Genomic DNA, 25,039 nt, shown 5'->3' on the forward strand with positions numbered 1-25,039 from the left:
AAATGGGCTGCATGAGCCTGCCTGCGCCGCTCTCCCCGTCTGCCGAGGACGGAGAATCCGCACAATCTCCCGGTCCTCCCTCCGGTGCGAGGAAGCAGCGCGAGGCCCTTCTGGCGGCCCAGCTCTACTACCTCCAAGACCTCACGATGGACGCAATCGCCCGCGAGCTCCGAACGTCGCGCTCCACCGTCTCGCGGCTCCTGGCCTTCGCGCGGGAATCGGGCCTCGTCCAGATCCAGATCTGGAACCCCCTCGAGTCCTCCGCCGAGCTCGAGTCGGCCATCGCAGAACGCTACGGGATCCGCGCTCACGTGGTCCCGCACGCCTCGAACCTCAACGAGGCGGAGACCCGGGACCGGGTCGCCATGTATGCGGCCCGAACCCTGACACCGTTGGTGACGTCCAATGCCGTGATCGGCGTGGCCTGGGGCTCGACCCTCACGTCGATGAGCCGCTACCTGAATCGGAAGGCGACGCACGGGAGCACCGTTGTCCAGCTCAATGGCGCCGCCAACACCCAGACGATGGGGCTCGGGTACGCGAGCGAGATCATGAGGCGGTTCGCCTCGGCCTACGACGCGGCAGTCGAGGAATTTCCGGTCCCGGCGTTCTTCGACCGCGCCGAGACAAAGCGGCTGATGTGGCAGGAACGGAGCGTTCGCCGCGTGCTCGACGTCCAGGAGCGCATGTCCGTGGCCGTCTTCGGCGTGGGGTCCCTCCACTCGGACATCCCGAGCCACGTGTACACGGGCGGTTATCTCGACGCCGGCGATCTCCGGTCTCTCGCCCGCGAAAGGGTCGTAGGCGACGTTGCGACCGTCTTCTTCCGCGACGACGGAAGCGGCGACGGGATCGCTCTCAATGACCGGTCCACGGGACCCGAGCACCGGCTGATCCGCTCCGTCGAGCACCGCTTCTGCGTCGTCTCGGGCCCGTCGAAGGCCAGGGCGCTCCGAGGAGCACTGAACGCCCGCCTCGTGACAGTACTCATCATCGACGAGTCGACCGCCCGCTCCCTCTTGGCGCTGGAGGCCTGAGCGCCTGAACGGCAAAGTCGACGCCTGCCGGTAGAGTCGAAACCATGACTTCCAAGGCGGCGACCGCTCCCAAGGGGTCCGCGGGCCACCCCGAATTCCTCTCGCCCATGCTGGCGCAGCGAGAACGCCGGACCACCGTAGAGGTACTCGGCTCGCAGACTGCGGTCTTCGCCTACGAGCCCGTCTCAGGCGCCAGAGCGGACGCTCCCACAATCCTCGCGGTGCATGGGTTCCGGGGCACGCATCACGGGCTCCTCCGCATCGTCGACCAGCTCCCGGAGATCCGCGTGATCATGCCCGATCTGCCCGGTTTCGGGGACTCAGGGCCGCTTGCGGGCCGCCACGACATCGACGGCTACGCCGCGTGGCTGGGCGAACTTGCCGAGGCCCTGACGCTTCCCAGCGAGACCGTGCTGCTGGGCCATTCCTTCGGCTCGATCGTCGCGGCCAGCTTCTGCGCGGACAACCCCAAGCGGTTCTCGCGCCTGATCCTCGTCAATCCCATCTCCGCGCCCGCGCTCGAAGGGCCGAAGGGGATGCTCAGCCGACTGGCAGTCGCCTACTACCGAGCAGGAGCCAGCCTTCCCGAAAGGACCGGATCCGCGCTCCTGCGGCATCCCGCCCTCGTGCGCCTGATGAGCGAAGCGATGGCGAAGACCCGGGACGGGGCACTGCGCAGCTTCGTTCACGGCCAGCATGCGGCCTACTTCTCCCGCTTCGCGAACCGGGACCTGCTCCTTGAGGCCTTCAGGGCCTCCGTCTCCCACACCGCCGCCGAAGCCGGAGACCGCCTCATGCTCCCCGTGCTCCTCGTGGCCGGCGACCGAGACGAAGTTGCGCCCCTGCCCGCTGTCCGCGCCTTCCACGACCGCCTGCCGGATTCCCGGCTCACGGTGATCCCCGGCGTCGGGCACCTGATCCACTACGAAACCCCGCAGCCGGCTGCGGACGCGATTCGCGCCTTCCTTGCCGAAGGAGCGGCCGAATGAGACTCCTCGTCGACGCCCGGTTCACCCGCACCGACCACCACGACGGCATCAGCCGGTACGGGGCAAGCCTCATCGAAGCCGTCGCATCGCGGACCGAGACGGCCATGCTCATCAACGACGAGCGGCAGCTCGCGCTGCTCCCCGATGTGCCTCACGTCAAGGTGTCCAGCCCGCTCTCCCCCGCCGAGCTGTTCATCGCGGCCCGCGTCAACGGCCTCGAACCTGATGCCGTCTTCTGCCCCATGCAGACGATGGGAACGTGGGGCCGGCGGTACCCCCTCATCCTGACGCTCCACGACCTCATCTACTACGAGCACCCGGAACCGCCGGGCTTCCTGCCCGCACCGGTCCGCGTCCTCTGGCGGCTCTACCACAAGGCCTACTGGCCGCAGAGGCTCCTCCTTGACCGAGCCGACGTCGTCGCGACGGTGAGCCATACCACCAAATGGCTCATGGCGGAGAAGAAACTCACAAAGCGGCCCGTACGCATCGTGGGCAACGCGCCCCAGGGCGATCGCGACGTGCGGGACCCGTTGGCCGAACCGGCACGAAGCCTCATCTACATGGGCTCGTTCATGCCCTACAAGAACGTCGAAACCGTCATCGCCGGGATGGCCTCGCTGCCTGAGTACACCCTGCACCTCCTCAGCCGCATCTCCCCTGCCCGACGCAGGGAGCTTGAATCCCTGGTTCCCTCGGGGGCGCAGGTCGTCTTCCATGGCGGGGTCAGCGAGGAAGAGTACGAGACGCTGCTGCGGGAGGCCACGGCGCTGGTGAGCCTCTCGCGGTCCGAGGGCTACGGCTTGCCGCTCGTCGAGGCGATGTCCGTCGGGACGCCGGTCATCGCGAGCGATATCCCGATCTTCAGGGAGGTCGGCGGCGACAGCACGCGCTTTGTCGATCCGGACTCCCCCGACGAGTTCGCGGCGGCCGTCCGCGAGCTCGAGCTTCCCGGCAGGTGGGGCGAGGCGTCCCGGGCGGCCGCGCAGCAGGCAGCCAAGTTCAGCTGGGATCAGTCGGCGCAAGCACTCTTGGAAGCGGCGGAAGAGGCCATCGAGCTGTTCGGCCGGCGCCGCCGCTTCGGCAAGCGCCGCATCAGATCAGCTCGGTCCCGTCGAGCCTGAGCTGCACCGGCTCGGAGCCGCGCCGAGCAGCTTGCGCGATGCGCGCCGCGCGGAGGCCCCGGGTCACCTCCGGGCCGTCCGCGACCGGGAAGAAGACCAGCAGCCGCCAGGAAGCCTGCGGCGTCACGCCCGAGAGCGGTACGGGGCCGGCGGTGCGCACGCCGGGGCGCCCGAGTATGTCTGCGCTGGCCTGTGCGAAGGCTTCCACGGCCGTCCGCGTCCCCGTGGCCGCGGCAACCCGAACTGCGGGCGGTAGGCCCAGCGACCGCCGGAGACCGAGCTCCCGCGCCGCGAAACCGGACGGATCCCACCGCACGAATGCCGAAACGGCCTCGTGCTCGCTGGCCGTGATGACCACGCTTCCGCCCTCGGCCGCGGGCCGCACGAGCGCGGCCGCGTTGAGCCATCGCCGGAGCGCTTCCTCGCCGGCCCGCAGGCTCTCGCGGCCCAGCAGGGAGTCGCCGTCGAGCAGCAGGGCCGCGGCATAGCCCGACGCGACAACGGGCTCGGCCCCGACGGTCGCCACCACGAGCGCGGGCGTGTCCGGCACCTCGGACTTGACCTGCTCGCGCGACGAGGTCACCACGACCGCCCCGGGGAAGGCCCGGCCCAGCTCCTCCGCGGTTCGCAGCGCACCCACAGCCGTCCTGCGGAACGTCTGGCCCCCGCAATGCGGGCACGACCAGCTCCCTGCCGGAGTCCCGCACCATCGGCACCCGATGGTCCTTCGCCCGCCGGAAGCGGACTCCGCGAGCGGGCCCGCACACACAGCGCATCTCGCTGGCTCCCGGCACCGCTCGCAGGCCAGCGAGGGCGCATAGCCGGCCCGGGCCACCTGCACAAGGACCGGCCCTCGCTCGAGGGCTTCCCTCGCGAGCTGCCACGCGGCGTGCGGCAGCCTGGCGATGCGCGCATAGGGGTCGCGGGCGCTCTCGAAGCTGTCCGACGTGCTCACTGCGCGAGGCAGTCGGCGCCGGAGCTCGGTCCTCGAGGCGGCGATCCGCTGGAGCCAACCGCTCTCCACCAGCCGCTGGGTCTCCGCCGACACCGCGTGGCCCGCAAGGAGCAGCGCGGCGCCGTCGAGTTCCGAGCGGAGCAGGCATACCTCCCGCGCGTGGAAATAGGGTGCACGAGGCTCGGCGTGCAGGTCGTCGCCGTCGTCCCAGCACACCACGAGTCCGAGATTCCGAACTGGAGCAAGGGCGGCCCCGCGCGTTCCGACCGCCACCTTGGCCCTGCCCGAGAGCAGGTCGAGGTACGCCCGGTAGCGTTTGGTGGGCCCGTCCTCGGCCGAGAGGCGCACGATGGGCTCGCCGGGCAGGGCTTCGGTGAGGGCCGTGAGGGCACGGTCCAGATCACGCCGATCCGGAACGATGACGAGTGCACCGCGGCCGGAACCGTGAACGGTGCGCACGGCCTCGGCGACGAGCACTGGCCAGGCGCTGGGCCCGTAGGCCTCAACCGCCTCGAGCGAGGCTCGCGGGCTCCGCCCGGCGGCGAGGTGCCGGAGGAAGGCGGGCCCAGGATGCAGGCCGGCCCAAGCGGCGGGATCCTCCGCTCCCGTCACTTCGTCCACGGGGCCCGCTTCAAGAATCTCTGGGTCGTGCGACTCGGGAGCCGCGAGCTCATCGAGATACTCGGCTTCCACGCGGGCAGCACGCGGCGGCACCGCGAACCGCAGGACATCCCCGAGGGCGCCCGCCCAGCGTTCGGCCACGGCGCGTGCTACCCGGACGACGGCGGGCGTGAGCACGACGGCGGGCGAGATCACCTTTCCGAGCGGCTGCAGGCCGACCCCGGCGTCCGACGACTCGGTTCGCTCGATGATGAACCCGGCGTGCTCCTGACCCGCGACCCGCACGCGCACGCGCACCCCAGGCTGCGCCGCTTCCGAGAGATCCTCCGGAACGAGGTAGTCGAACAGTCGGTCAAGCTGCGGGAGCGGCGACTCCACGCACACTCGCGCGACCGGAAGCTCTCGCGCGGCCACCGGCGTGCTCCGCGGCAGCTCTGGTTCAGGGAAACCGAGCAGGAGCGACGGCTGGGCGACAGGCTGAGGGCCAGAATCGGAGCCGCTGGCGCCCATCAGTCGTTGAAGAAGTCCTTGAGATCCTGGACCCGGTCGAGCCGCTCCCAGGTGAAGTCGGGCTCGTCCCGGCCGAAGTGGCCGTGGGCCGCGGTCTTGGCGTAGATCGGTCGCTTGAGGTCGAGGGTGTCGATGATGGCCCGCGGCCGCAGGTCGAAGATCTCGTTGATCGCAGCGCTGATGCGGAGGGGGTCCACGCTCTCGGTGCCGAACGTCTCCACGTAGATCCCCACAGGACGCGCTTGGCCGATCGCATAGGCGATCTGGATCTCGGCCCGCCGCGCGAGACCCGCTGCGACCACGTTCTTGGCCACCCACCGCATGGCGTACGCCGCGGAGCGGTCCACCTTCGACGGGTCCTTGCCCGAGAACGCCCCGCCGCCGTGGCGCGAGAACCCGCCATACGTGTCGACGATGATCTTGCGCCCGGTCAGCCCCGCGTCCCCGACCGGCCCTCCGATGATGAACGGTCCGGCGGGATTCAGGATGCTGCGGACATGGGAAGACTCAAGCTGGCTCGCCGCCAGCACCGGCGCGATCACATGGTCCGCGAGGTCCGCCCGCAGCTGCGCGAGCTGAGTCCCCTCGGCGTGCTGGCTCGAGATCACGACTGTCTCGACGGACACCGGCCGATCGCCGTCGTAGCCCACGGTCACCTGTGTCTTGCCGTCGGGCCGGAGGTAGGGCAGTTCGCCGCTCTTGCGCACCTCGGTGAGCTTTTCCGAGAGTCGGTGCGCGAGCCAGATGGGCGTCGGCATGTAGGACGGGGTCTCGTCGCTCGCGTAGCCGAACATGATGCCCTGGTCGCCCGCGCCTTGGCGATCGTATTCGTCCTCGAGCGTCCCCTCGCGGGATTCGAGGGAATTGAAGACGCCGTCGAAGATGTCCGAGGACTGCTGTCCGATCGAGACGGACACCCCGCAGCGGGCCCCGTCGAAGCCGTTCGCCGACGAATCGTAGCCGATGCCGAGGATGGTGTTGCGCACGATCTGCGGGATCTCGACGTACGCGTCCGTGGTCACCTCGCCCGCAACGTGGACAAGCCCCGTGGTCGCCATCGTCTCGACCGCGACCTTCGACTCCGGATCGGCAGCCAGGAGCGCGTCAAGAATCGCGTCGCTGATCTGGTCGCAGATCTTGTCCGGATGCCCTTCGGTGACGGACTCAGAGGTGAAGAGCCGCAGGGCAGTCGTGTCGGCCGGGAGTCCGGCGCCGTGGGGAGCATGGGTCACTGGAATACTCTACTTCCTGCCCGGCAGCTGGCCGGGGCGCGTGGTCACCGAGCGTCAAGCGCGCGGGCGAGACGGAGGACGACGGCGTCAGCCACCTCGTCCTTGCTCCCCGCCACATGCTGTGGCTCGGCACCGTCCTTCGCGAGGATCGTCACGGAGTTCTCGTCCTGGCCGAACACCCGGTCGGTCCCGACTTCGTTCACGACCAGGAGCTCGCAGCCCTTGCGTTCAAGCTTGGCGCGGCCGTACTCGAGGACGTCCGCGCCCTCATCGCCAGTCTCGGCCGCGAACCCGACAATGATCTGGTGCCCGCCCTCGCCGTCGCGCTGGCGCACCAGGTCCACGAGGATGTCCGGATTCCGGACGAGGGCGATCGGCTCGTCGGGGACGTCGTCGCGCTTCTTGATCTTGGACCGCTGAGGCCGGGCTGGACGGAAGTCCGCCACCGCGGCCGCCATGATGACGCCGTCCGCAGCCGAAGCGCGCTCCACCATCTCACCATGCAGCTCGAGGGCGGACTCCACGGAGACGAGCTCGACCCCCGCTGGAGGTGGAACCTCGAGATGGGCCGCCACCAGCGTCACGCTTGCGCCGGCGCGAAGTGCCGCCCGCGCGATGGCCACGCCCTGTTTCCCGGACGAACGGTTGCCGAGGAAGCGCACCGGATCGATCGCCTCGCGAGTCCCGCCCGCGGAGACGAGGACCCGACGCCCGGCGAGCGGCCCCTCCTCAGGTGCGCGGCCGGCGTCGTCCATTGTCTTCGAGCCAGCCGCGACCAGGCGCAGCGCCTCCGCGAAGATCTCCTCTGGCTCCGGAAGCCGCCCAGGGCCGCTGTCCTTGCCGGTGAGGCGCCCCTCCGCAGGGTCCATCACGGCAACGCCACGAGAACGGAGCGTGGCAACGTTCGCCTGGGTGGCAGGGTGGCGCCACATCTCGGTGTGCATGGCGGGCGCCATGAGCACCGGGCACCTTGCCATGAGGAGCGCGTTGGTGAGGAGGTCATCGGCGTGCCCGCCCGCGGCGCGCGCGAGCAGATCCGCCGTGGCAGGAGCGACCACAATGAGCTCGGCCTCATGGCCAAGGCGCACGTGGTTGACCGTCTCGACGGCTTCGAACACGCTCGTCCGTACCGGCTTGCCCGAGAGAGCCTCCCACGTCGCCTTGCCGACGAAAGAGAGCGCAGCCTCGGTGGGGACAGCCGTCACGTCGTGGCCGGCCTCCGTGAAGAGCCGGAGGAGCGAGGCCGCCTTGTAGGCGGCGATCCCGCCCCCGACACCCAGGACGACGCGCACGCGGGGCCGGGCCTCAGTCCTGCTGGGTCTCGGACTCGCCCTCGGCGCGGCGCGCCACCAGAAGGCCGTCGTTGATCTCGCGCAGGGCGATCGACAGAGGCTTCTCGTTGAGCTTCGTGTCCACGAGCGGGCCCACGTATTCGAAGAGGCCCTCGTGGAGCTGGGCGTAGTAGGCGTTGATCTGGCGGGCGCGCTTGGCCCCGAAGATCACGAGCCCGTACTTCGAGTCCGACTTGGTCAGCAGATCATCGATCGGCGGGTTGATGATTCCTTCGGGGTTCGACGTCACGTCATTCTCCAATGCACTGGCGGTTGGCCGGAACAGCCCTCAGCGCGCCGATTGGCGTGCGTGGGGGGTCAGGCCCATAAGTGAAACAAGCTCGTCTGCCGCGCGCCGGACATCGTCGTTGACGACGGTGTGGTCGAACTCCGGCTCGGCAGCGAGTTCTATTTTAGCCGTTTCCAGACGGGCCTGCTGTTCCTCCGGCGATTCCGTGCCGCGGCCCACAAGCCGGCGCACCATTTCCTCCCAGCTGGGGGGCGCGAGGAAGACGAAGCGGGCGTCCGGCATTGCGGCCTTGACCTGCCGTGCGCCCTGCAGATCGATCTCGAGCAATACGGCCTTGCCCTCCGCGATCGCGCTTTCGACCGAGGCACGGAGGGTCCCGTAGCGGTTCTTCCCGTGCACCGCGGCCCATTCGAGGAAGGCTCCTTCTTCGATGAGCCGGTCGAACTCCTCGGCCGACTTGAAGTAGTAGTGCACGCCCTCCTGCTCGCCCGGACGGGGCGGACGGGTCGTGGCGGAGACGGAGAGCCAGACTTCCGGGTAGGTGTCGCGAATGTACGTCGAGACCGTCCCCTTTCCGACGGCGGTAGGGCCTGCGAGGACGGTCAATCCCGTGTGCTTTGTGCTCTCCACGCCTGCCCGTTGCTCCTTCCGGCGGCGCCTTCGCGCCTGAAAATCATTAGTCCGCTTCGAGAAAATCTATCAGCGCTCGCCGCTGGTGCACGCCGAGCCCGCGCAGGCGCCGACTCGCCGCGATGCCCAGCTGTTCGAGGATGGCGATAGAACGCACCGGCCCGATCCCGTGGAACGACTCGAGGAGTTCGGTCACCTTGAGCCGTGCGAGCGCCTCGTCCTGCTCGGCCTGCCGGAACAGCTCGCTGAGGCTCAGCCGGCCTGCCCTGAGCGCCGACTTTGCCTCAGCCCGGCGTGCGCGGGCTGCCGTGGCCTTGGACACTGCCCGGCTGCGTTCTTCAGAGGTCAGGGGGTTGAGTCCCATGCTCGCCTCCCACAATCGCGTCGCGCGCACCCCCACGCGGATACATGCGAACCTAGCCCGCCGAGCCGTTGCGTGGCAATGCCCGGAGCCTTGTGGGACCTTGGGTCAGGAGAGCTCGGCGAGCGTTCGCTCCGCGCGCTCTCGAAGTCCTGCACGGCTCGGTCCACCTGCGAGGATGTCCCGGCTCGAGGTCCCCAGGACGCGGGAATAGGCGTCGCCGAAGGTCGACCGGAGCTGGGCGCCAGAGGCCCCCTGGGCGCCGAGGCCGGGAGCGAGGATGGGGCCACCCATTGAGGCAAGGTCGAGTCCGAGGCGGCCGACGGCGTCACCCACCGTTGCGCCGACCACGAGCCCCACGCTGCCGAGGACTTCCTCCGCGTACCTCGCGTTCTCGGCTGCGGCGGCTTCACACACCCCCTTCGCCACGGAATGCGCGCCGCCCGTGTGCTGGACGGAGGCTCCCTCGGGGTTCGACGTGAGCGCGAGGACGAAGACGCCCCTTCCCGTGACCGCGGCCAAATCCAGGGCCGGCCGCAGCGACTCGAAGCCGAGATAGGGGCTCAGGGTGACGGCATCCGCCGCGAGCGGGGAGCGGTCACCGAGCCAAGCGTCCGCGTACGCGGCCATGGTCGAGCCGATATCTCCCCGCTTCGCGTCGGCAATGCTCAGCACGCCGGCCGCAGCCGACGCCGCCAAGACCTCCTCGAGCACCGCGAGCCCGGCCGCGCCGTGCCGCTCGTAGAGCGCCACTTGCGGCTTGAGCGCTGCGGCGAGATCCGCGACCGCGTCGACGACGGCGAGCGAGAAGCGCCGCACCCCGTCGACGTCGTCCGCGAGTTCCCAGCGCTCCAGAAGCCCGGGGTGGGGGTCGATGCCCACGCATAGAGGGCCCCGCTCCCCCATCGCCTGCGCGAGCCTCGCACCGAACGGTGCACGACTGAGCGCACGACTCAGCGCGCGGCCCGCCGCCTCAGACACCTGCCGGCTCCGCGGCGCCGGCGTCGGCGCCCTCGGCCTGGGGCTCCCGAAGCCGTGCCTCGTGCTCTTGGAGGCTCGTCACGCTCCACTCGAACTGCCGCATCGCCTCGATGGCCAGAACTGCGAAGTTGAACTCGGCCACGGTGGTGATGCAGGGCTTGCCGTTCGACGTCGCTGCGGCGCGGATCTCGTAGCCGTCGCCCCGAGCGGCGCCGCCGGAGGGGGTGTTGAAGACCATGTCGATCTGACCGTCATTGATGAGGTCCACGATGGTGCCCTCGCCGTCGGCCGCACCTTCGCCCACCTTGCGCACGACTGTCGCCTGAATGCCGTTGCGGCGCAGGACGGCCGCGGTGCCGCCGGTGGAGACGATCTCGAAGCCGAGGTCCGCGAGCTTCTTGACGCCGAGGATCACCGAGCGCTTGTCGCGGTTCGCGACCGAGACGAAGACTCGGCCGGACGTGGGCAGCGCGTTGTTGGCGCCGGCCTGGCTCTTCGCGAACGCCGTGTCGAAGTGCTTGTCGATGCCCATGACCTCCCCGGTGGACCGCATCTCCGGGCCGAGCAGGCTGTCGACGACCGTCCCCTCAGGGGTGCGGAACCGGCTGAACGGCAGGACCGCCTCTTTCACGGCCACCGCGGCATTCGGGCTGATCGCCGCGCCATCCCCGCTCTCCGGGAGCATCCGGTACGCCGTCCGGAGCTGATGGATCGTCACGCCCGTGCCGATCAGGGCGGCTGCCTTCGCGAGCTGCACGCCAGTCGCCTTCGAGACGAATGGCACCGTGCGCGAGGCGCGGGGGTTGGCCTCGAGGACGTAGAGCACGTCCGCGGCGAGGGCGAACTGGATGTTGATGAGGCCACGCACGCCCACGCCCTCCGCGATCGCCTGCGTTGCCTTGCGGACCCGCTCGAGGACGTTCTCGCCGAGCGTCACCGGCGGCAGGACGCACGCCGAGTCGCCCGAGTGGATGCCGGCCTCCTCGATGTGCTCCATAACGCCGCCGAGGTACAGCTCGCGGCCGTCGTAGAGCGCGTCGACGTCGATCTCGACGGCGTCCTCGAGGAAGCGGTCGATGAGGACGGGGTGGTCCGGCGTGATCTCCGTCGCGTTCTCGATGTAGCGGTGCAGGTTCGGCTCGTCGTAGACAATCTCCATGCCGCGGCCGCCGAGCACGTACGACGGGCGGACGAGGACCGGGTAGCCGATCTCGTCGGCGATCCGCTTGGCCTCGTCGAACGAGACCGCGGTGCCGTTCTTCGGCGAGATCAGGCCGGCGTCGTCGAGCACCTTCGCGAAGGCGCCGCGGTGCTCGGCGAGGTCGATGGCCTCGGGCGACGTCCCGAGGATCGGCACGCCCGCGTCGGCGAGCTGCTGCGCGAGCTTGAGCGGGGTCTGGCCGCCCAGCTGCACGAAGACGCCCATGACGCCGCCCGTGCGCTCCTCGGCGGCGATGACCTCCAGGACATCCTCGAGCGTGAGCGGCTCGAAGTAGAGGCGAGTCGAGATGTCGTAGTCGGTCGAGACGGTCTCGGGGTTGCAGTTCACCATGACCGTCTCGTAGCCCGCCTTGCGCAGCGCCATCGAGGCGTGGACGCACGAGTAGTCGAACTCGATGCCCTGGCCGATCCGGTTCGGGCCCGAGCCGAGGATCACGATCGACGGCTTCGAGTGCAGGCCGACCTCGTCCTCCTCGTCGTATGACGAGTAGTGGTAGGGCGTGTACGCCGCGAACTCGGCCGCGCAGGTGTCGACGGTCTTGTAGACGGGGCGCACGCCGAGGGCCTGGCGGACGCCGCGGACCACATCCTCGGAATGGTGCGTGAGGGCACCGATCTGCTCGTCGGAGAAGCCGTGCCGCTTCGCGAGGCGCAGGATGTCCTCCGTGAGCGCAGGGGCGGCCTTGATCTCGGCGGCGATCTCGTTGAGCAGCTGGAGCTGGTCGAGGAACCAGGGGTCGATGCCCGTCGCGGCGTACAGGTCCTCGACGCTCGCACCGCCGAGGAGGGCACGCTGGACCTGCTTGAGGCGGTCCGTCGTGGGCCGCTTGGCCTGCTCGATGAGTTCGGGCACCTCGTACTCGGGCACTGCCGCGAAGTCGAGCTGGGCGCCGCGCTGCTCGAGCGAGCGGAGCGCCTTCTGGAGCGCCTCGGTGAAGTTGCGGCCGAGGGCCATGGCCTCGCCCACGCTCTTCATCGTCGTCGTGAGCGTCGGGTCCGCCGCCGGGAACTTCTCGAAGGCAAAGCGCGGAACCTTGACGACCACGTAGTCCAGCGTCGGCTCGAAGCTCGCCGGCGTCTTCTGGGTGATGTCGTTCGGGATCTCGTCGAGCGTGTAGCCGAGTGAGAGCTTCGTGGCGATCTTCGCGATCGCGAAGCCCGTGGCCTTCGACGCAAGGGCCGAGGAGCGCGAGACGCGCGGGTTCATCTCGATGACGATCACGCGGCCGGTCTTCGGGTCGACCGCGAACTGGATGTTACAGCCGCCGGTGTCCACGCCGACCTCGCGGATGACGGCGATCGCAACGTCCCGGAGCTTCTGGTACTCGCGGTCGGTGAGAGTCAGCGCAGGGGCCACCGTGATGGAATCGCCGGTGTGGACGCCGACCGGGTCAAAGTTCTCGATCGAGCACACGACCACGACGTTGTCGTTCTTGTCGCGCATCATCTCGAGCTCGTACTCCTTCCAGCCGAGGATGCTCTCCTCGAGGAGTACTTCGGTGGTCGGGCTGTAGAGGAGTCCCTGGCCGACGATGCGACGGAGGTCCTCTTCCGTGTACGCGAAACCGGAGCCGAGGCCGCCCATCGTGAAGGACGGGCGGACCACGAGCGGGTAGCCCAGCCATTCCGCGGCCGACAGCGCCTCGTCGATCGTGTGCACGATCTGGCTCCGTGCGGACTCGGCGCCGCACCGTTCCACGACGCCCTTGAACTTCTCGCGATCCTCGCCGAGCTCGATCGCGTCGATGTTCGCGCCGATGAGCTCGACACCGTACTTGGTGAGCACGCCGTTCTTGTCGAGGGCGATGGCGGTGTTCAGAGCGGTCTGCCCGCCGAGGGTCGGAAGGATCGCGTCCGGGCGCTCCTTCGCGATGATCTTCTCGACGACCTCCGGGGTGATCGGCTCGACGTAGGTAGCGTCGGCGAACTCGGGATCCGTCATGATCGTCGCGGGGTTCGAGTTGACGAGGATCACGCGGAGGCCTTCGTCCTTCAGGACGCGGAGGGCCTGCGTGCCCGAGTAGTCGAACTCGGCGGCCTGGCCGATGACGATCGGGCCGGAACCGATGACGAGGACGCTCTTGAGATCTGTACGCTTTGGCATTACTTCGCTTCCTCGCTCTGAGAAGTCTTCTGCTGGTCCAGTTGGCGCTGCTCTTCCATCAGCTCGATGAACCGGTCGAACAGGTACGCGGCGTCGTGCGGGCCGGCGGCCGCCTCCGGGTGGTATTGGACGGAGAACGCGGGGATGTCAAGGCACGCGAGGCCCTCGACCACCTGGTCGTTGAGGCTCACGTGGCTCACCTCGACACGCCCATAGCGCGACTCGGGCGCGGGCGTCGGGCCGTCGAGCGGCGCGTCGACCGCGAAGCCGTGGTTCTGCGACGTGATCTCGACCTTGCCGGTGCGGCGGTCCATGACCGGCTGGTTGATCCCGCGGTGGCCGTAGCGCAGCTTGTAGGTCCCGAAGCCGAGGGCGCGGCCCAGGATCTGGTTCCCGAAGCAGATTCCGAAGTAGGGAATCTGCTCGTCGAGCACCGAGCGGAGCAGGTTGACCTGAACGTCTGCGGTGGCCGGGTCGCCGGGGCCGTTGGACATGAAGAACCCGTCGGGATTGACGGCCTTGACGTCCTCGAGCGTCGAGCCGGCGGGCAGGACGTGGACGCGCACGCCGCGTTCGGCGAAACGGTGCGGCGTCATGGACTTGATCCCGAGATCGATGGCGGCGATGGTGAAGCGGGGTTCCCCCTCCCAGCCATGGTCGGACGGCTCCACGACGTAGGCCTCGTCCACGCTCACTTCCTCGGCCAGGCGCGAGCCCTCCATCCCAGCGCTCGCGAGCACTTCGTCGAGGAGCTCCTTGTCGCTGCGCTCGGCGGCCTGCCCAGAGAAGATGCCGGCGCGCATCGTCCGGTGCTCGCGGAGATGGCGGGTGATCGCCCGGGTGTCAACGCCCTGGATGCCCACCACGCCCTGATGGGCGAGCTCGTCGTCGAGGCTGCCCTCGGAACGCCAGTTCGAGGGACGGCGGGCGGGGTCGCGGACCACATACCCGGAGACCCAGATCCGCCGCGACTCGGGATCCTCGTCGTTGACGCCGGTGTTCCCGATATGCGGGGCCGTCTGGACAACGATCTGGCGCGCGTAAGACGGGTCCGTCAGCGTCTCCTGGTAGCCCGTCATGCCTGTCGCGAAGACCGCCTCGCCGAGCGTGGTACCCACGGCACCGTAGCTGCGGCCGCGGAACATCCGCCCGTCTTCGAGCACCAATACAGCCCTGTTCAGCTTGGCCGCCTGGTTCGTCATCTCACTCACTCTTCACTCTTCTTCCTGAGCGCGCCCTGCACTCATGAGGTCTTCGATTGCTGCCACCAGGGAACTCTTGTCGTCGGGCCGCCGGGTCCGGAAGCCGGTGTCCACGGGCTTCTCCCCCAGACGCCACTCGACTACCACTAGCCCGTCCCGCTCCACGAACTTTCCGGCCATCCCGCTCTCGAGACGCACCTCCGCGAGGTCCCCCGCTGGGACCCACAGCGGCCCGGAGCCCGCGCGGTCAAACAGGATGCCGCCGTCGTACACCGCCGCGTCCGCTCGGGTTCGGATACCGAGCCCATGCACGGCGACCCGGTCCAGCCAGTCCCCCGCGGCCGTCGTCGCGACGTACTGGCCCTCCGCGCGGAAGCGCTCGCGGCCCGGAGCCTCGGGGAACGGCCGCGGCGCGGCGATGTCCGACTGTCGTCGCTTCCGCGCCCGCCAGCCCAGCCAGACGAGGAAAACGAGCGCGACGGCGAGGATGACCGAGGTGACCGCCGTCAGCAGGTGGTCCATCAGCGGGTCACCACCGCCGGCTGCGGATACGGCTCGTTGAGGGCACCGTCGAGCACCGTGGGGTGCCCTCGGAAGAACGTCGCCACGACTCGGCCCGGAAGCTCGCGCCCGGCAAATGGCGAGTTCCGGCCCTTCGTAGCCTGAACCGACGGATTGACGACCCAGCGTGCGGCGGGGTCGACGAGCACGAGGTTCGCCGGCTCCCCCTCGGCGAGGGGACGGCCCTGATCGCCGGCGCGCCCGATGTGCGCTGGCACCTCGGACATTGCGCGCGCCACCGCTCGCCAATCCAAGAGGCCGCTCTCGACCATCGTGTGCTGGACCACGGACAGTGCCGTCTCGAGCCCAGTCATGCCCATGGCAGCCTGGGCCCACTCGCATTCCTTGTGCTCGCTCGGGTGGGGGGCGTGATCGGTGCCGACCACATCGATCGTGCCGTCGGCAAGGGCGGTCCGCAGCGCCTCGACGTCGTCCTGCGTGCGCAGCGGCGGGTTCACCTTGTACACGGGGTCGTAGCTGCGCACGAGCTCGTCGGTGAGCCAGAGGTGGTGGGGCGTGACCTCCGCCGTGACGTTGATGCCCCGGGACTTCGCCCACCGGATGATCTCGACCGACCCGGCGGTGGAGACGTGGCACACATGGAGGCGCGAGCCCACGTGCTGGGCGAGCAGGACGTCGCGGGCGATGATGCTCTCCTCGGCGACGGCGGGCCACCCCGGAAGGCCAAGAACCGCCGAGACGGCGCCCTCGTTCATCTGCGCGCCAGCTGTCAGCCGCGGCTCCTGCGCGTGCTGGGCCACGACGCCGTCGAACGCCTTGACGTACTCGAGGGCGCGGCGCATGAGCACGGGATCGTGCACGCACATGCCGTCGTCGGAGAACATCCGCACGCGAGCGGCCGAATCTGCCATTGCGCCGATCTCTGCCAGCTGTTCGCCGGCAAGACCCACCGTCACCGCTCCCACGGGACGCACGTCGACCCAGCCGGCACGGCGACCGAGGCTGTGCACCTGCTCGACGACGCCAGCCGTATCCGCGACCGGATTGCTGTTCGCCATGGCATGGACCGCGGTGTAGCCACCGAGTGCCGCCGCCCGTGACCCGGTCTCGACGGTCTCGGCGTCCTCTCGCCCCGGCTCGCGCAGGTGCGTGTGGACGTCGACGAGGCCAGGCAGGGCCACGAGGCCGTCCGCGTCCACCACCCTGGCGCCAGCTGGGGCGGCGATCGCTCCGACAGCGGCGATCCGTCCGGCTTCGATGAGGAGGTCTGCGCGCTCACCGCCGTACAGGGCCGCGCCCCGAAGGAGATAGCTGGGGGCAGCCTCAGGGCTGGCGTTCGAGGCGGTCATCGCGTGGACTCCTTTGCAGACATGAGCAGGTAGAGGACGGCCATGCGGACGGACACGCCGTTGGCGACCTGGCGGAGCACCTGGGAACGGTCCGAGTCGGCCGCCACCGAGGAGATCTCCAGGCCGCGCACCATGGGACCGGGGTGCAGGATGACAGTGTCCTTCAACTCGGGTTCGGAGAAGCGGGCGAACCGCTCGTCGCCGAGGCCCCAGAGCCTGGAGTATTCAGCCGTGGACGGGAAGTAGGAGGCGTTCATCCGTTCGGCTTGGACGCGCAGCATCATGACGGCGTCCGGGGCGTCGGCGAGGGCCTCGTCCAGGTCGTAGCTCACTGCGCACGGCCACTGCTCGACGCCGAACGGCAACAGAGTGGGCGGCGCCACGAGCGTGACCCGCGCCCCGAGCGTCGTGAGAAGCCAGACGTTGGAACGGGCAACGCGCGAGTGCAGGATGTCGCCCACGATCACGACGTGGGCGCCGGCCAGATCCGCGCCTGTCGACGGCGTCCCGGCCACTTTGGAGAGATGCCGGCGGAGCGTGAACGCGTCGAGGAGCGCCTGTGTAGGGTGCTCGTGGGTGCCGTCGCCGGCATTGACGACTGCCGCGTTGATCCAGTCGGTCATGGCGAGCCGATGCGGCGCGCCGGCCGCCGAATGGCGGATGACGACGGCGTCAGCACCGATCGCTTCGAGCGTCTGCGCGGTGTCCTTGAGGGACTCGCCCTTCGAGACGGAGGAGCCCTTCGCGGCGAAGTTGATGACGTCCGCCGAGAGCCGCTTGGCGGCCGCCTCGAACGAGATGCGCGTTCGCGTCGAGTCCTCGAAGAACAGGTTGACCACGGTCCGGCCGCGGAGTGCGGGGAGCTTGCGAACCTCGCGGTCATTGACCGCGGCCATCTCCTCGGCGGTGTCGAGGATGCGGATCGCGTCTCCCGGGGTGAGGTCCCTTGTCGAGAGAAGGTGCTTCACTGGATCTCCCCCTCGGTCGAGTCCTCATCGCGGGGCGCCTCGATGGCCACGTGGTCCTCGGTGAATTCCGGGTCGCCGCCTTCACCGTCGATCTCCGTGAGCCGCACGCGGACCTTTTCCGCTGCGGAGGTCGGCAGGTTCTTGCCCACATGGTCCGCACGGATGGGAAGTTCGCGGTGCCCGCGGTCCACGAGGACGGCAAGGCGGACGATCCGCGGGCGTCCGAGGTCCACGAGGGCATCGAGAGCTGCACGGATAGTGCGGCCGGAGTAGAGGACGTCATCCACCAGCACCACGACCTTGTTGTCGATTCCCTGGGAGGGAAGCCTGGTGGGCGACGGGGAGCGAGTGGGCTGGCGGGAGAGATCGTCCCGGAACATCGTGATGTCGAGCTGCCCGACGATCTGCTCGGCCACGACCGTCGGATCGGCGGCTGCAAGCTTGCGGGCGAGTCGCACGGCGAGGGGATACCCCCGGCGCGGGATGCCGAGAAGCACAATGTCTTCCGGGCCCTTGTTGGCTTCGAGGATCTCGTGCGCAATGCGCGTCAGGGCGCGGTCGATATCCGCTGCGCTCAGGACAACGCGGCCCGACGGCGCGTGCGCCCGGGCTGCGGTCCGAGTCGCTTCCCCGTCTGCTTCGGCGGATGCCATGGCAGACCCCTTTCCCCGCCTCACAGGACGGAATTAAAAGGAAGTGAAGGCTGAACCGCCTTCAAAGCTATCACAGCCCGCCGGGGCGCCTCGGCCCCGTGTGGTGCGCGCTACACCGGAAAGGGCTTGCGCGCGCGGATATGTTGGTGCCATGACGAGCAACGCTCCGTGGCCGCCGCCAGCAAGCCGCCCGGGCCCGCCTCCGAGCGCAGTCTGGAACGTCCCGGTGCAGCCCCCGCATCGGAGCGACACTCCCGGCCTCCGCGCGCTCCTGCTGTCGGGTGCCGTGCTCGTCCTCGCCGGCCTCGCCCTCGTCGTGCCGTTTCTGCTCTCGTCCACCGGAAGCGGAGGGCTGGCCATCGGCTTCGTCCTCTCGCTTGTTCCCCTCGCCATCGTCCTCGGCACGGTGGCGATTGTGGACCGGTGGGAGCCGGAGCCGAAGCGCCTCCTGGCCTTCGCGCTCGCGTGGGGCGCGGTCGTCGCCGTAGCCACCACGACGCTGGCCCAGCCCGTCTTCATGGCGGCTTTCGCCCCGACCGGGGCAGGCCGGGACGCCACGAGGGAGTTCCTCGCGACCGTCGAGGCGCCGTTCGTCGAGGAGCTCTCCAAGGGAATCGGCCTGCTGGTGCTGTTCCTTGCCGCGCGGAAGTACTTCGATGGCCCCGTGGACGGCGTGGTCTACGGCATGACGATCGCCGCGGGCTTCGCGTTTACCGAGAACATCCTCTACTTCGGCAGAGCCTTCGCGGAGAGCCAAGGCTCGCCGGCGGGCCTCGTGGTGGTCTTCATGCTTCGCGGCATCCTCTCCCCCTTCGCCCACGCGATGTTCACGGGCACTCTCGGGGCGATCGTGGGGTTCGCCGCGCGCCGATGGAACGCGGGCTCGGGGCTCGTTGCGTTCCTCGTGGGCCTCGTCCCCGCCATGCTGCTCCACCACCTGTGGAACAGTGCAGGGAGCAGCTTCTTCCTCGTCTACGCCGCCGTCCAGGTTCCGCTGTTCTGCGTGGCGATCGGCGGCGTCTACCTTCTACGGCGTGCTGATGCGCGGCTCACGCATCGACGCCTCTCCGAATATGCACGCGCGGGCTGGTTCACGGCGCTTGAGGTGGACATGCTCGCAACGCCCAGAGGCCGCAGCGCCGGCCTCCGCTGGGCCGCCTCGCGTGGCCGGGCCTCCGCCATGCGCCAGTTCATCCGGGTCGCGACAGAGCTTGCGTATACACGGCAGAGAGCGGTGAGCGGGCGCGACCTCGCGGGTTACCTCGTGGCGGAACAGGAGCTCCTGCGCGAAGCGGGCCGGCTCAGGGACGTTGTCGTCGCTCCCTGAGCCGGCCCGCTTACTGGGCGGTGCGATCCGGATTCAGGCCAACAGGGTCGGCTTGAGCTCCTGCAGGCGGCCGAGCAGGCCGTTGACGAATCCCGGGGAGTCGTCGGTGGACATGGTGCGGGCGAGGGCGACGGCCTCGCTCACCGCGACGCCGTCGGGGACGTCGTCGTTGAAGAGAAGCTCCCACGTGCCGATCCGGAGAATGACCCGGTCGACGGCGGGCATCCGCTCGAGCGTCCACCCTTGCGCGTAGGTGCGCAGCAGTTCGTCGATCTGGCCCTGCTTGGCGATCACGCCGGACACGATTTCCTCCGTGTACGGGTTGATCTGCTGGTCGGTGCTCTCCAACCGCCGCTGGATGACCTCGGAAGGCGCGACTGAGCGCTGTTCAGCCTCGAAAAGGATGTCGAGGGCCCGGCTCCGGGCCTTGCCGCGGGCGCTCACTAGTCGTTGACACGTCCCAGGTAGCTGCCGTCGCGGGTGTCCACCTTGACCTTGGTGCCCGTCTCGACGAAGAGGGGAACCTGGATCTCATAGCCGGTCTCGAGGGTGGCAGGCTTGGTGCCAGCGGACGAACGGTCGCCCTGCAGGCCCGGCTCTGTGTAGGTGATCTCGAGGGTCACGCTCGGCGGGAGCTCGATGTAGAGCGGAGAGCCCTCGTTGAGCGCAATCAGCACTTCCTGGTTCTCGAGCATGAAGTTGGCGGCATCGCCGACGGCCTCGGCGGAGAGGTGGATCTGGTCGAAGTCCTGCGTGTCCATGAACACGAAGTCCGAGCCGTCCTTGTACAGGTACTGGTAGTCGCGGCGGTCCACGGTGGCGGTGTCGATCTTGGCGCCGGCGTTGAACGTGCGGTCCACCACCTTGCCCGAGGTGATGTTGCGCATCTTGGTGCGCACGAACGCCCCGCCCTTGCCGGGCTTGACGTGCTGGAATTCGATGACGTTCCACAATTGGCCGTCAATCTTCAGCACGGTCCCGTTCTTGATGTCGTTGGTCGTTGCCACGTATCCCTCTCTTGTCTGCTCTTGTCTGCGCGCGTCGGGCGGTTGTCACGCGGAAATCCAATAGTCCAGTCTACCCGCGTGCGTTACGGGGTGCCGTAGCGCTCCTCGCGGGCACGACCCAGGGCCACGGTGCTCGTGTAGATGAGGCTGGCATCGGCGGCAGCGGCGACCCGGAGTTCCAGCGCCTTCGCGAACGCCTCCTCGGCGGCCGCGAACTGTGCGCGCGTGAACTGGATCTTGCCCAGATACTGCTGGACTGTCGCCTCTCGCGGCGTTCCCTTCACCTCGGAGAGGAGCTGGCGCGCGCGCTCGAGCGCACGGTCATTCCGGTTGCCCAGCCGCATGACGTCGAGTTCGAGGATCTTGAGGTGGAACGACTCCGGGTCCTTGTACCGCGCCTCGACGATGAGCTCGGCGGCCTCGCTCACGTGGCCGCGGGCGAGTTCGACGACGGCGCGATCCTCGAGCGATCCGCTCGCCTCGAGCGCGGCCTCGCAGCGCTCCTCGTCCACGACGACGGCGTTGAGCGTCTCGGGATCGACAGCGATGCCGGGGAAGCCCGCGTCGGGCCACTCGCGGCGGTCGATCATCATGCCGAAGTCTCCTGCGCGATCTCCTGATATGCCGCGAACAGGAGCGACGTGTCGGGGACCTCGAGAATCCCGGGGCGTGCTACGTCGTCGAGCACCACGAAGCGCAGGAGGTCTCCGCGGGACTTCTTGTCCCGGCGCATGCCGTCCAGGAGCGCCTGCCAGCGGTCGCCGCGATACGAGGTCGGGAGGCCGAGCCCCTCGAGGATGCTGCGGTGACGGTCGGCCACGGCGTCCTCGAGCCGGCCGACACTTCGAGCCAGTTCGGCAGCGAACATCATGCCCACGCTCACGGCGGCGCCATGCCGCCACTGATACCGTTCGGCAAGCTCGATCGCGTGGCCGAGAGTGTGCCCGTAGTTGAGGATCTCCCGGCGGCCGCTTTCCTTGAGATCGCCCGAGACGACCTCAGCCTTGACCGCAATGGCACGCTCGATGAGCTCGCGCAGCGCCGCGGAGCCCGGATCCGTGCTGCCTGCCGGATCGCGTTCGATCAGCTCGAGGATCGCCGGGTCGGCAATGAACCCGCACTTCACGACTTCGGCGAGGCCGGAGACGAGTTCGTTCCGCGGGAGCGTGGAGAGGGCGTCGAGGTCGGCGAGCACCGCAGCAGGCGGGTGGAAGGCGCCCACGAGATTCTTGCCCTCGGCAGTGTTGATGCCCGTCTTGCCGCCGACCGCGGCATCGACCATTCCCAGCAGGCTTGTCGGCAGGTGTACGACCCGTACCCCGCGCAGCCACGTCGCGGCTACGAAGCCGGCGAGATCGGTCACGGCGCCGCCGCCCACGGACACAACGGCGTCCGAGCGGGTGAAGTCGTTCTGGCCGAGGACCTGCCAGCAGAAGGCCGCGACCTGGATGTGCTTGCCTTCCTCCGCGTCGGGGATCTCCGCCGTCAGCGCGGTGAACCCGTCGGCCGCGAGCGAATCCCGGACTGCATCTCCGGTGGCGCGCAGGGCACGCGGATGGATCACCAGGACGCGCTGGACCCTCTCGCCGAGGATGGGGCCCAGGCGCCCGAGGAGACCATGCCCGACGACAACGTCGTAGTTCTCATGGGGCTGCTCGCCCGTCACCTTGATGACGGTGTCCTGGCTGGGGGTCCGGGTATCAGTGTCGTCGCTCACGCGACAGCTCCTTCTGAACTGGGGACAACTGGTCTGCGACGGTCTGGGCGACTTGGGCGGCCGTCCCTCCCGCCGCGCGAACGCGCAGTGTCGCGACGGATTCGTAGACGGGGCGTCGGCGGTCCATGAGCTCGCGCCAGCTCTTCTCCGCTTCGCCGTGCAGGAGGGGGCGGTCCTCGCTCCCAGCGAGCCGGGGGGCGACATCCTCCCACGCGACCTCGAGGTAGACGACCTGATGGCCGGCAAGACGCGCGCGGGTCTCCTCCCGCAGCACCGCGCCCCCGCCGAGAGCAATGACCAGGCCACGGCGGTGCTCCTCTGCCAGCACGTCGGCAACCGCCTGCGCCTCGAGGTCCCGGAAGCCTTCCTCCCCAAGATCTGCGAAGATCTCTGGGATCGGGCCATGGGCGCTCGTCACGCGAACGTCGATGTCGACGAAATCCGCGCCGAGCAGCCGCGCAAGCTCGGCGCCGACCGACGACTTGCCGGAGGCCATCGGCCCCATCAGGACCACCGTGGACTGGCCGGTTCCGAGGTCCGGAACGCCAGAGGTCATCGGATGACCGAATCCATCGCGGATGGGATGTGCTCGAGGAACGCCTCGAGGTTCCTTCGCGTCTCCTCGACCGAGTCGCCGCCGAACTTCTCGAGCACAGCTTGGGCCAGGACGAGGGCCACCATCGCCTCCGCGACGACCCCTGCGGCCGGGACCGCGCAGACGTCGGACCGCTGGTGATGGGCCTTGGCCGCCTCGCCGGTGCTGATGTCGATCGTGCCCAGAGCGCGGGGAACGGTCGCGATGGGCTTCATGGCCGCGCGAACCCGGAGGACGTCGCCAATGCTCATCCCGCCCTCGATTCCGCCGGCGCGGTTCGTGGAGCGGACGATCTTGCCCGAGTCATCGCGGACGATTTCGTCATGGGCCTGCGAGCCGCGGCGCGCCGCGGTCCGGAAACCGTCGCCCACCTCGACACCCTTGATCGCCTGAATGCCCATGAGGGCGCCCGCGAGGCGTGCGTCCAGCCTGCGGTCCCAGTGCACGTAGCTTCCGAGTCCCGGCGGGAGCCCGTAGGCCAGCACCTCGACAACGCCCCCGAGGGTCTCGCCCTCCTTGTGCGCGCTGTCGACTTCGCCGACCATGGCAGCGGACGTCTCGGGGTGGAAGCAGCGCAGCGGGTCGGCGTCGAGGAGATCAACGTCGGAAGGGAGCGGGAGCGGCGCATCCTCGGGGGCCGCAACTCCCGCGATCTGGGTCGTGTGGCTCACCAGCTCGATCCCGAGCTGGCGGAGGAAGTTCGCGGCCACGGTTCCGAGTGCAACGCGGGCAGCCGTCTCGCGCGCGGAGGCGCGTTCGAGGACGGGACGCGCTTCGTCGAAGCCGTACTTCTGCATGCCGGTGAAGTCTGCGTGCCCGGGGCGTGGACGAGTGAGCGGAGCATTCCGTGCAAGGCCGTCCAGCTCGTCCGCCGGAACGGGATCCGCGGCCATGACCTGCTCCCACTTGGGCCATTCCGTGTTGCCGACCTGAATGGCCACGGGCCCGCCCTGAGTGAGGCCGTGGCGGACACCGCCGATGATCGTGACCTGGTCCTGTTCGAACTTCATGCGCGCGCCGCGGCCGTAGCCGAGCCGCCGCCGGGCGAGGGCACGCCGAACATCCTCACTGGTCAGCTCGACGCCGGCCGGAAGCCCCTCGACGATTCCCACGAGTGCCGGACCATGCGACTCCCCGGCGGTCAACCAACGCAACATGCCATCCATCCTGCCACGGGGCCCCACTAGCGCGTGCGCTGGGGGAGGCCCACTGAGTTACACATCACATCTATGACATCGAGCTGCCGGGCGTCCTGGCGTCCGGTGAAGAGCACGATCTGTTCAACGGCCTGGTAGACGAGCATCTCGAGGCCATGAAGCACGCTGCCGCCCCGGGCTTCCCACGCGAGCCCGAGCTGAGTGGGCCACGGGTCGTAGGCGACGTCAAGGAGGACTCCCTGCACGCCGTCGTCCGTGCCGACGCCACGGGCAGAGAGCTCACCGGCGAGCGTGTCCGCCGCCCTTGGCGGGAGGGTGCTCACCACGACGTCGGCAGCCCGCAAGGCCGCGGCACCGCCGTCGATACCCTCGATCCGGACCGCGAGCCCGAGGCGCGCCGCGAGATCCACTGCCTCACCGGTCCGTTCGGGCGAGCGGACGAGGAAGAGCACCGAGTCTGCGCCCAGGTCGGCGATGGCGGCGACCGCTGCGAGGGCCGTGTTCCCGCTTCCGACGACGACGGGGCGGTGGGCGCGGACGACCCCGGCGTGGCGAAACGCCTCGACGATGCCCGCGACGTCCGTGTTGTGCCCCACGAGCCGCAGGTCAGGGCTCGGCCCCGCATGCTCGAAGGTCACGGTGTTGAGCGCACCGAGGGTGAGCGCGTGGCCCGAAAGTGCGTCGACGTAATGGACGAACGAGGACTTGAGCGGCATCGTGACGGACAGGCCGCACCACCCCCGTTCGGAACGCACTCGAGCCACGAAGTCGCCCAACTGCTCCGGCACCAGATCGAACGCGCCGTACTCGATGTCCTCCCCCAGCACCGCGTAGGCGGCGGCGTGCAGGGCGGGTGAGCGTGAATGACCGATCGGGTGGCCGAGGACGGCAGCCCGACGTCTGGCTGCGGTCACTTGCACTTCCCGGCGTTGGCGTTGCACCACTGCTGGTACTGGGCCACGTACGTCTGGTGCTCGGCGTAGGTCTTGGCGAACTTCGTCTCCCCCGTGTCCAGGTTCACTGTGACCCAGAACAGGTAGTCGTTCGCCGTGGGGTGCGCCGCGGCCGCCACGGCCTTCGCCCCCGGCGAGCCGATCGGACCCGGCGGCAGCCCCTGATGCACGTACGTGTTGTACGCGTTGTTCCCATCCTGCTTCTGCGCATCCGTCAGCTGCACCGTCTTCGTCCCCAGCCCA

General features: G+C 69.1%; 25 protein-coding genes. 4 read left to right on the forward strand and 21 right to left on the reverse strand.

Annotation, left to right across the window (positions count from 1 at the left end):
- Positions 1-11: 11 nt before the first annotated feature.
- The 3 genes from E5679_RS19160 to E5679_RS19170 are packed head-to-tail and all read left to right on the forward strand — an operon-like array spanning position 12 to position 3,150.
- On the forward strand, positions 12-1,037 hold the full coding sequence (locus tag E5679_RS19160; RefSeq protein ID WP_138418877.1) for a sugar-binding domain-containing protein: 1,026 nt from the start codon (positions 12-14) through the stop codon (positions 1,035-1,037).
- A 44-nt stretch (positions 1,038-1,081) separates the two neighbouring features.
- Entirely contained in the window at positions 1,082-2,026 is a 945-nt protein-coding gene (locus tag E5679_RS19165) for an alpha/beta fold hydrolase (RefSeq protein ID WP_138418879.1), read from the forward strand.
- Entirely contained in the window at positions 2,023-3,150 is a 1,128-nt protein-coding gene (locus E5679_RS19170; protein WP_138418881.1) for a glycosyltransferase family 4 protein, read from the forward strand. The genes E5679_RS19165 and E5679_RS19170 overlap by 4 nt, the downstream gene beginning before the upstream one ends.
- On the opposite strand, the gene E5679_RS19175 is transcribed toward E5679_RS19170, so the two are convergent.
- The 13 genes from E5679_RS19175 to pyrR all read right to left on the reverse strand — a co-directional run bounded on the left by E5679_RS19175 (position 3,122) and on the right by pyrR (position 18,040).
- On the reverse strand, positions 3,122-5,236 hold the full coding sequence (locus tag E5679_RS19175; RefSeq protein WP_138418883.1) for a primosomal protein N' family DNA-binding protein: 2,115 nt from the start codon (positions 5,234-5,236) through the stop codon (positions 3,122-3,124). The two genes, E5679_RS19170 and E5679_RS19175, sit on opposite strands and share 29 nt — an antisense overlap.
- Positions 5,236-6,468 carry a methionine adenosyltransferase gene (gene metK, locus E5679_RS19180; RefSeq protein ID WP_249336239.1) on the reverse strand — a complete coding sequence of 411 codons (1,233 nt, stop codon included), beginning with the start codon at positions 6,466-6,468 and terminating at the stop codon, positions 5,236-5,238. The genes E5679_RS19175 and metK overlap by 1 nt, the downstream gene beginning before the upstream one ends.
- 44 nt (positions 6,469-6,512) lie before the next feature.
- On the reverse strand, positions 6,513-7,760 hold the full coding sequence (gene coaBC / locus E5679_RS19185; protein ID WP_138418885.1) for a bifunctional phosphopantothenoylcysteine decarboxylase/phosphopantothenate--cysteine ligase CoaBC: 1,248 nt from the start codon (positions 7,758-7,760) through the stop codon (positions 6,513-6,515).
- A gap of 13 nt (positions 7,761-7,773) precedes the next feature.
- Positions 7,774-8,049 (reverse strand): DNA-directed RNA polymerase subunit omega, encoded by a 276-nt coding sequence (gene rpoZ, locus E5679_RS19190; protein ID WP_138418888.1) that lies wholly within the window; start codon positions 8,047-8,049, stop codon positions 7,774-7,776.
- Between the two features lie 39 nt (positions 8,050-8,088).
- Positions 8,089-8,679 (reverse strand): guanylate kinase, encoded by a 591-nt coding sequence (gmk, locus tag E5679_RS19195; protein ID WP_138418890.1) that lies wholly within the window; start codon positions 8,677-8,679, stop codon positions 8,089-8,091.
- A gap of 46 nt (positions 8,680-8,725) precedes the next feature.
- Complete coding sequence (mihF, locus tag E5679_RS19200; protein ID WP_138418892.1) at positions 8,726-9,043, reverse strand: integration host factor, actinobacterial type; 318 nt, start codon at positions 9,041-9,043, stop codon at positions 8,726-8,728.
- 105 nt (positions 9,044-9,148) lie between these two features.
- On the reverse strand, positions 9,149-10,021 hold the full coding sequence (gene pyrF / locus E5679_RS19205; protein WP_275092567.1) for an orotidine-5'-phosphate decarboxylase: 873 nt from the start codon (positions 10,019-10,021) through the stop codon (positions 9,149-9,151).
- Entirely contained in the window at positions 10,014-13,346 is a 3,333-nt protein-coding gene (gene carB, locus E5679_RS19210) for a carbamoyl-phosphate synthase large subunit (protein ID WP_138418894.1), read from the reverse strand. The genes pyrF and carB overlap by 8 nt, the downstream gene beginning before the upstream one ends.
- A complete protein-coding gene (gene carA / locus E5679_RS19215) occupies positions 13,346-14,548 on the reverse strand; it encodes a glutamine-hydrolyzing carbamoyl-phosphate synthase small subunit (protein ID WP_138418932.1) in 1,203 nt (400 codons plus the stop codon). The genes carB and carA overlap by 1 nt, the downstream gene beginning before the upstream one ends.
- Positions 14,549-14,560: 12 nt before the next feature.
- A complete protein-coding gene (locus tag E5679_RS19220) occupies positions 14,561-15,070 on the reverse strand; it encodes a PH-like domain-containing protein (RefSeq protein ID WP_138418896.1) in 510 nt (169 codons plus the stop codon).
- Complete coding sequence (locus E5679_RS19225; protein ID WP_138418898.1) at positions 15,070-16,419, reverse strand: dihydroorotase; 1,350 nt, start codon at positions 16,417-16,419, stop codon at positions 15,070-15,072. The genes E5679_RS19220 and E5679_RS19225 overlap by 1 nt, the downstream gene beginning before the upstream one ends.
- Entirely contained in the window at positions 16,416-17,387 is a 972-nt protein-coding gene (locus E5679_RS19230; protein WP_138418900.1) for an aspartate carbamoyltransferase catalytic subunit, read from the reverse strand. The genes E5679_RS19225 and E5679_RS19230 overlap by 4 nt, the downstream gene beginning before the upstream one ends.
- A complete protein-coding gene (pyrR, locus tag E5679_RS19235; protein WP_138418902.1) occupies positions 17,384-18,040 on the reverse strand; it encodes a bifunctional pyr operon transcriptional regulator/uracil phosphoribosyltransferase PyrR in 657 nt (218 codons plus the stop codon). The genes E5679_RS19230 and pyrR overlap by 4 nt, the downstream gene beginning before the upstream one ends.
- 151 nt (positions 18,041-18,191) lie before the next feature.
- Between pyrR and E5679_RS19240 the strand changes: the two genes are divergently transcribed.
- Positions 18,192-19,367, forward strand: a complete 1,176-nt coding sequence (locus E5679_RS19240; RefSeq protein WP_138418904.1) for a PrsW family intramembrane metalloprotease — start codon at positions 18,192-18,194, stop codon at positions 19,365-19,367.
- A 33-nt stretch (positions 19,368-19,400) separates the two neighbouring features.
- Here E5679_RS19240 and nusB read toward each other — a convergent pair whose 3' ends face one another.
- From nusB to E5679_RS19280, 8 genes are all read right to left on the reverse strand, one after another.
- On the reverse strand, positions 19,401-19,811 hold the full coding sequence (nusB, locus tag E5679_RS19245) for a transcription antitermination factor NusB (RefSeq protein ID WP_138418906.1): 411 nt from the start codon (positions 19,809-19,811) through the stop codon (positions 19,401-19,403).
- Complete coding sequence (gene efp / locus E5679_RS19250) at positions 19,811-20,374, reverse strand: elongation factor P (protein WP_138418908.1); 564 nt, start codon at positions 20,372-20,374, stop codon at positions 19,811-19,813. Before efp ends, nusB begins: the two co-directional genes overlap by 1 nt.
- Positions 20,375-20,457: 83 nt before the next feature.
- On the reverse strand, positions 20,458-20,967 hold the full coding sequence (locus E5679_RS19255) for a tetratricopeptide repeat protein (protein WP_138418910.1): 510 nt from the start codon (positions 20,965-20,967) through the stop codon (positions 20,458-20,460).
- Entirely contained in the window at positions 20,964-22,091 is a 1,128-nt protein-coding gene (gene aroB / locus E5679_RS19260) for a 3-dehydroquinate synthase (RefSeq protein WP_138418912.1), read from the reverse strand. The genes E5679_RS19255 and aroB overlap by 4 nt, the downstream gene beginning before the upstream one ends.
- A complete protein-coding gene (locus E5679_RS19265) occupies positions 22,075-22,647 on the reverse strand; it encodes a shikimate kinase (RefSeq protein WP_138418914.1) in 573 nt (190 codons plus the stop codon). Before E5679_RS19265 ends, aroB begins: the two co-directional genes overlap by 17 nt.
- Positions 22,644-23,843, reverse strand: coding sequence for a chorismate synthase (gene aroC / locus E5679_RS19270; protein ID WP_138418916.1), 1,200 nt, complete (start codon positions 23,841-23,843; stop codon positions 22,644-22,646). Before aroC ends, E5679_RS19265 begins: the two co-directional genes overlap by 4 nt.
- 26 nt (positions 23,844-23,869) lie before the next feature.
- The gene (locus tag E5679_RS19275; protein ID WP_249336240.1) at positions 23,870-24,757 is read right to left on the reverse strand and encodes a shikimate dehydrogenase; all 888 of its coding nucleotides are present in this window, start codon (positions 24,755-24,757) and stop codon (positions 23,870-23,872) included.
- A partial coding sequence (locus E5679_RS19280) for an endolytic transglycosylase MltG (RefSeq protein ID WP_138418920.1) occupies positions 24,754-25,039 on the reverse strand: 286 nt, incomplete at its 5' end. The genes E5679_RS19280 and E5679_RS19275, both read right to left, overlap by 4 nt.

Source organism: Sinomonas gamaensis (assembly GCF_005876955.1).
In the GTDB taxonomy this organism is placed as follows: Bacteria; Actinomycetota; Actinomycetes; order Actinomycetales; family Micrococcaceae; genus Sinomonas; species Sinomonas gamaensis.

Bases quoted from the DNA above. Each gene is read 5' to 3' on its own strand.
- carB (WP_138418894.1), bottom strand. From the start codon at position 13,346: ATGCCAAAGCGTACAGATCTCAAGAGCGTCCTCGTCATCGGTTCCGGC.
- E5679_RS19265 (WP_138418914.1), bottom strand. From the start codon at position 22,647: ATGACCTCTGGCGTTCCGGACCTCGGAACCGGCCAGTCCACGGTGGTC.
- E5679_RS19170 (WP_138418881.1), top strand. From the start codon at position 2,023: ATGAGACTCCTCGTCGACGCCCGGTTCACCCGCACCGACCACCACGAC.
- aroC (WP_138418916.1), bottom strand. From the start codon at position 23,843: ATGTTGCGTTGGTTGACCGCCGGGGAGTCGCATGGTCCGGCACTCGTG.
- mihF (WP_138418892.1), bottom strand. From the start codon at position 9,043: ATGGGACTCAACCCCCTGACCTCTGAAGAACGCAGCCGGGCAGTGTCC.
- E5679_RS19240 (WP_138418904.1), top strand. From the start codon at position 18,192: ATGACGAGCAACGCTCCGTGGCCGCCGCCAGCAAGCCGCCCGGGCCCG.
- E5679_RS19220 (WP_138418896.1), bottom strand. From the start codon at position 15,070: ATGGACCACCTGCTGACGGCGGTCACCTCGGTCATCCTCGCCGTCGCG.
- E5679_RS19175 (WP_138418883.1), bottom strand. From the start codon at position 5,236: ATGGGCGCCAGCGGCTCCGATTCTGGCCCTCAGCCTGTCGCCCAGCCG.
- E5679_RS19225 (WP_138418898.1), bottom strand. From the start codon at position 16,419: ATGACCGCCTCGAACGCCAGCCCTGAGGCTGCCCCCAGCTATCTCCTT.
- E5679_RS19165 (WP_138418879.1), top strand. From the start codon at position 1,082: ATGACTTCCAAGGCGGCGACCGCTCCCAAGGGGTCCGCGGGCCACCCC.
- pyrR (WP_138418902.1), bottom strand. From the start codon at position 18,040: ATGGCATCCGCCGAAGCAGACGGGGAAGCGACTCGGACCGCAGCCCGG.
- carA (WP_138418932.1), bottom strand. From the start codon at position 14,548: ATGACGAACCAGGCGGCCAAGCTGAACAGGGCTGTATTGGTGCTCGAA.
- E5679_RS19255 (WP_138418910.1), bottom strand. From the start codon at position 20,967: ATGATGATCGACCGCCGCGAGTGGCCCGACGCGGGCTTCCCCGGCATC.
- E5679_RS19160 (WP_138418877.1), top strand. From the start codon at position 12: ATGAGCCTGCCTGCGCCGCTCTCCCCGTCTGCCGAGGACGGAGAATCC.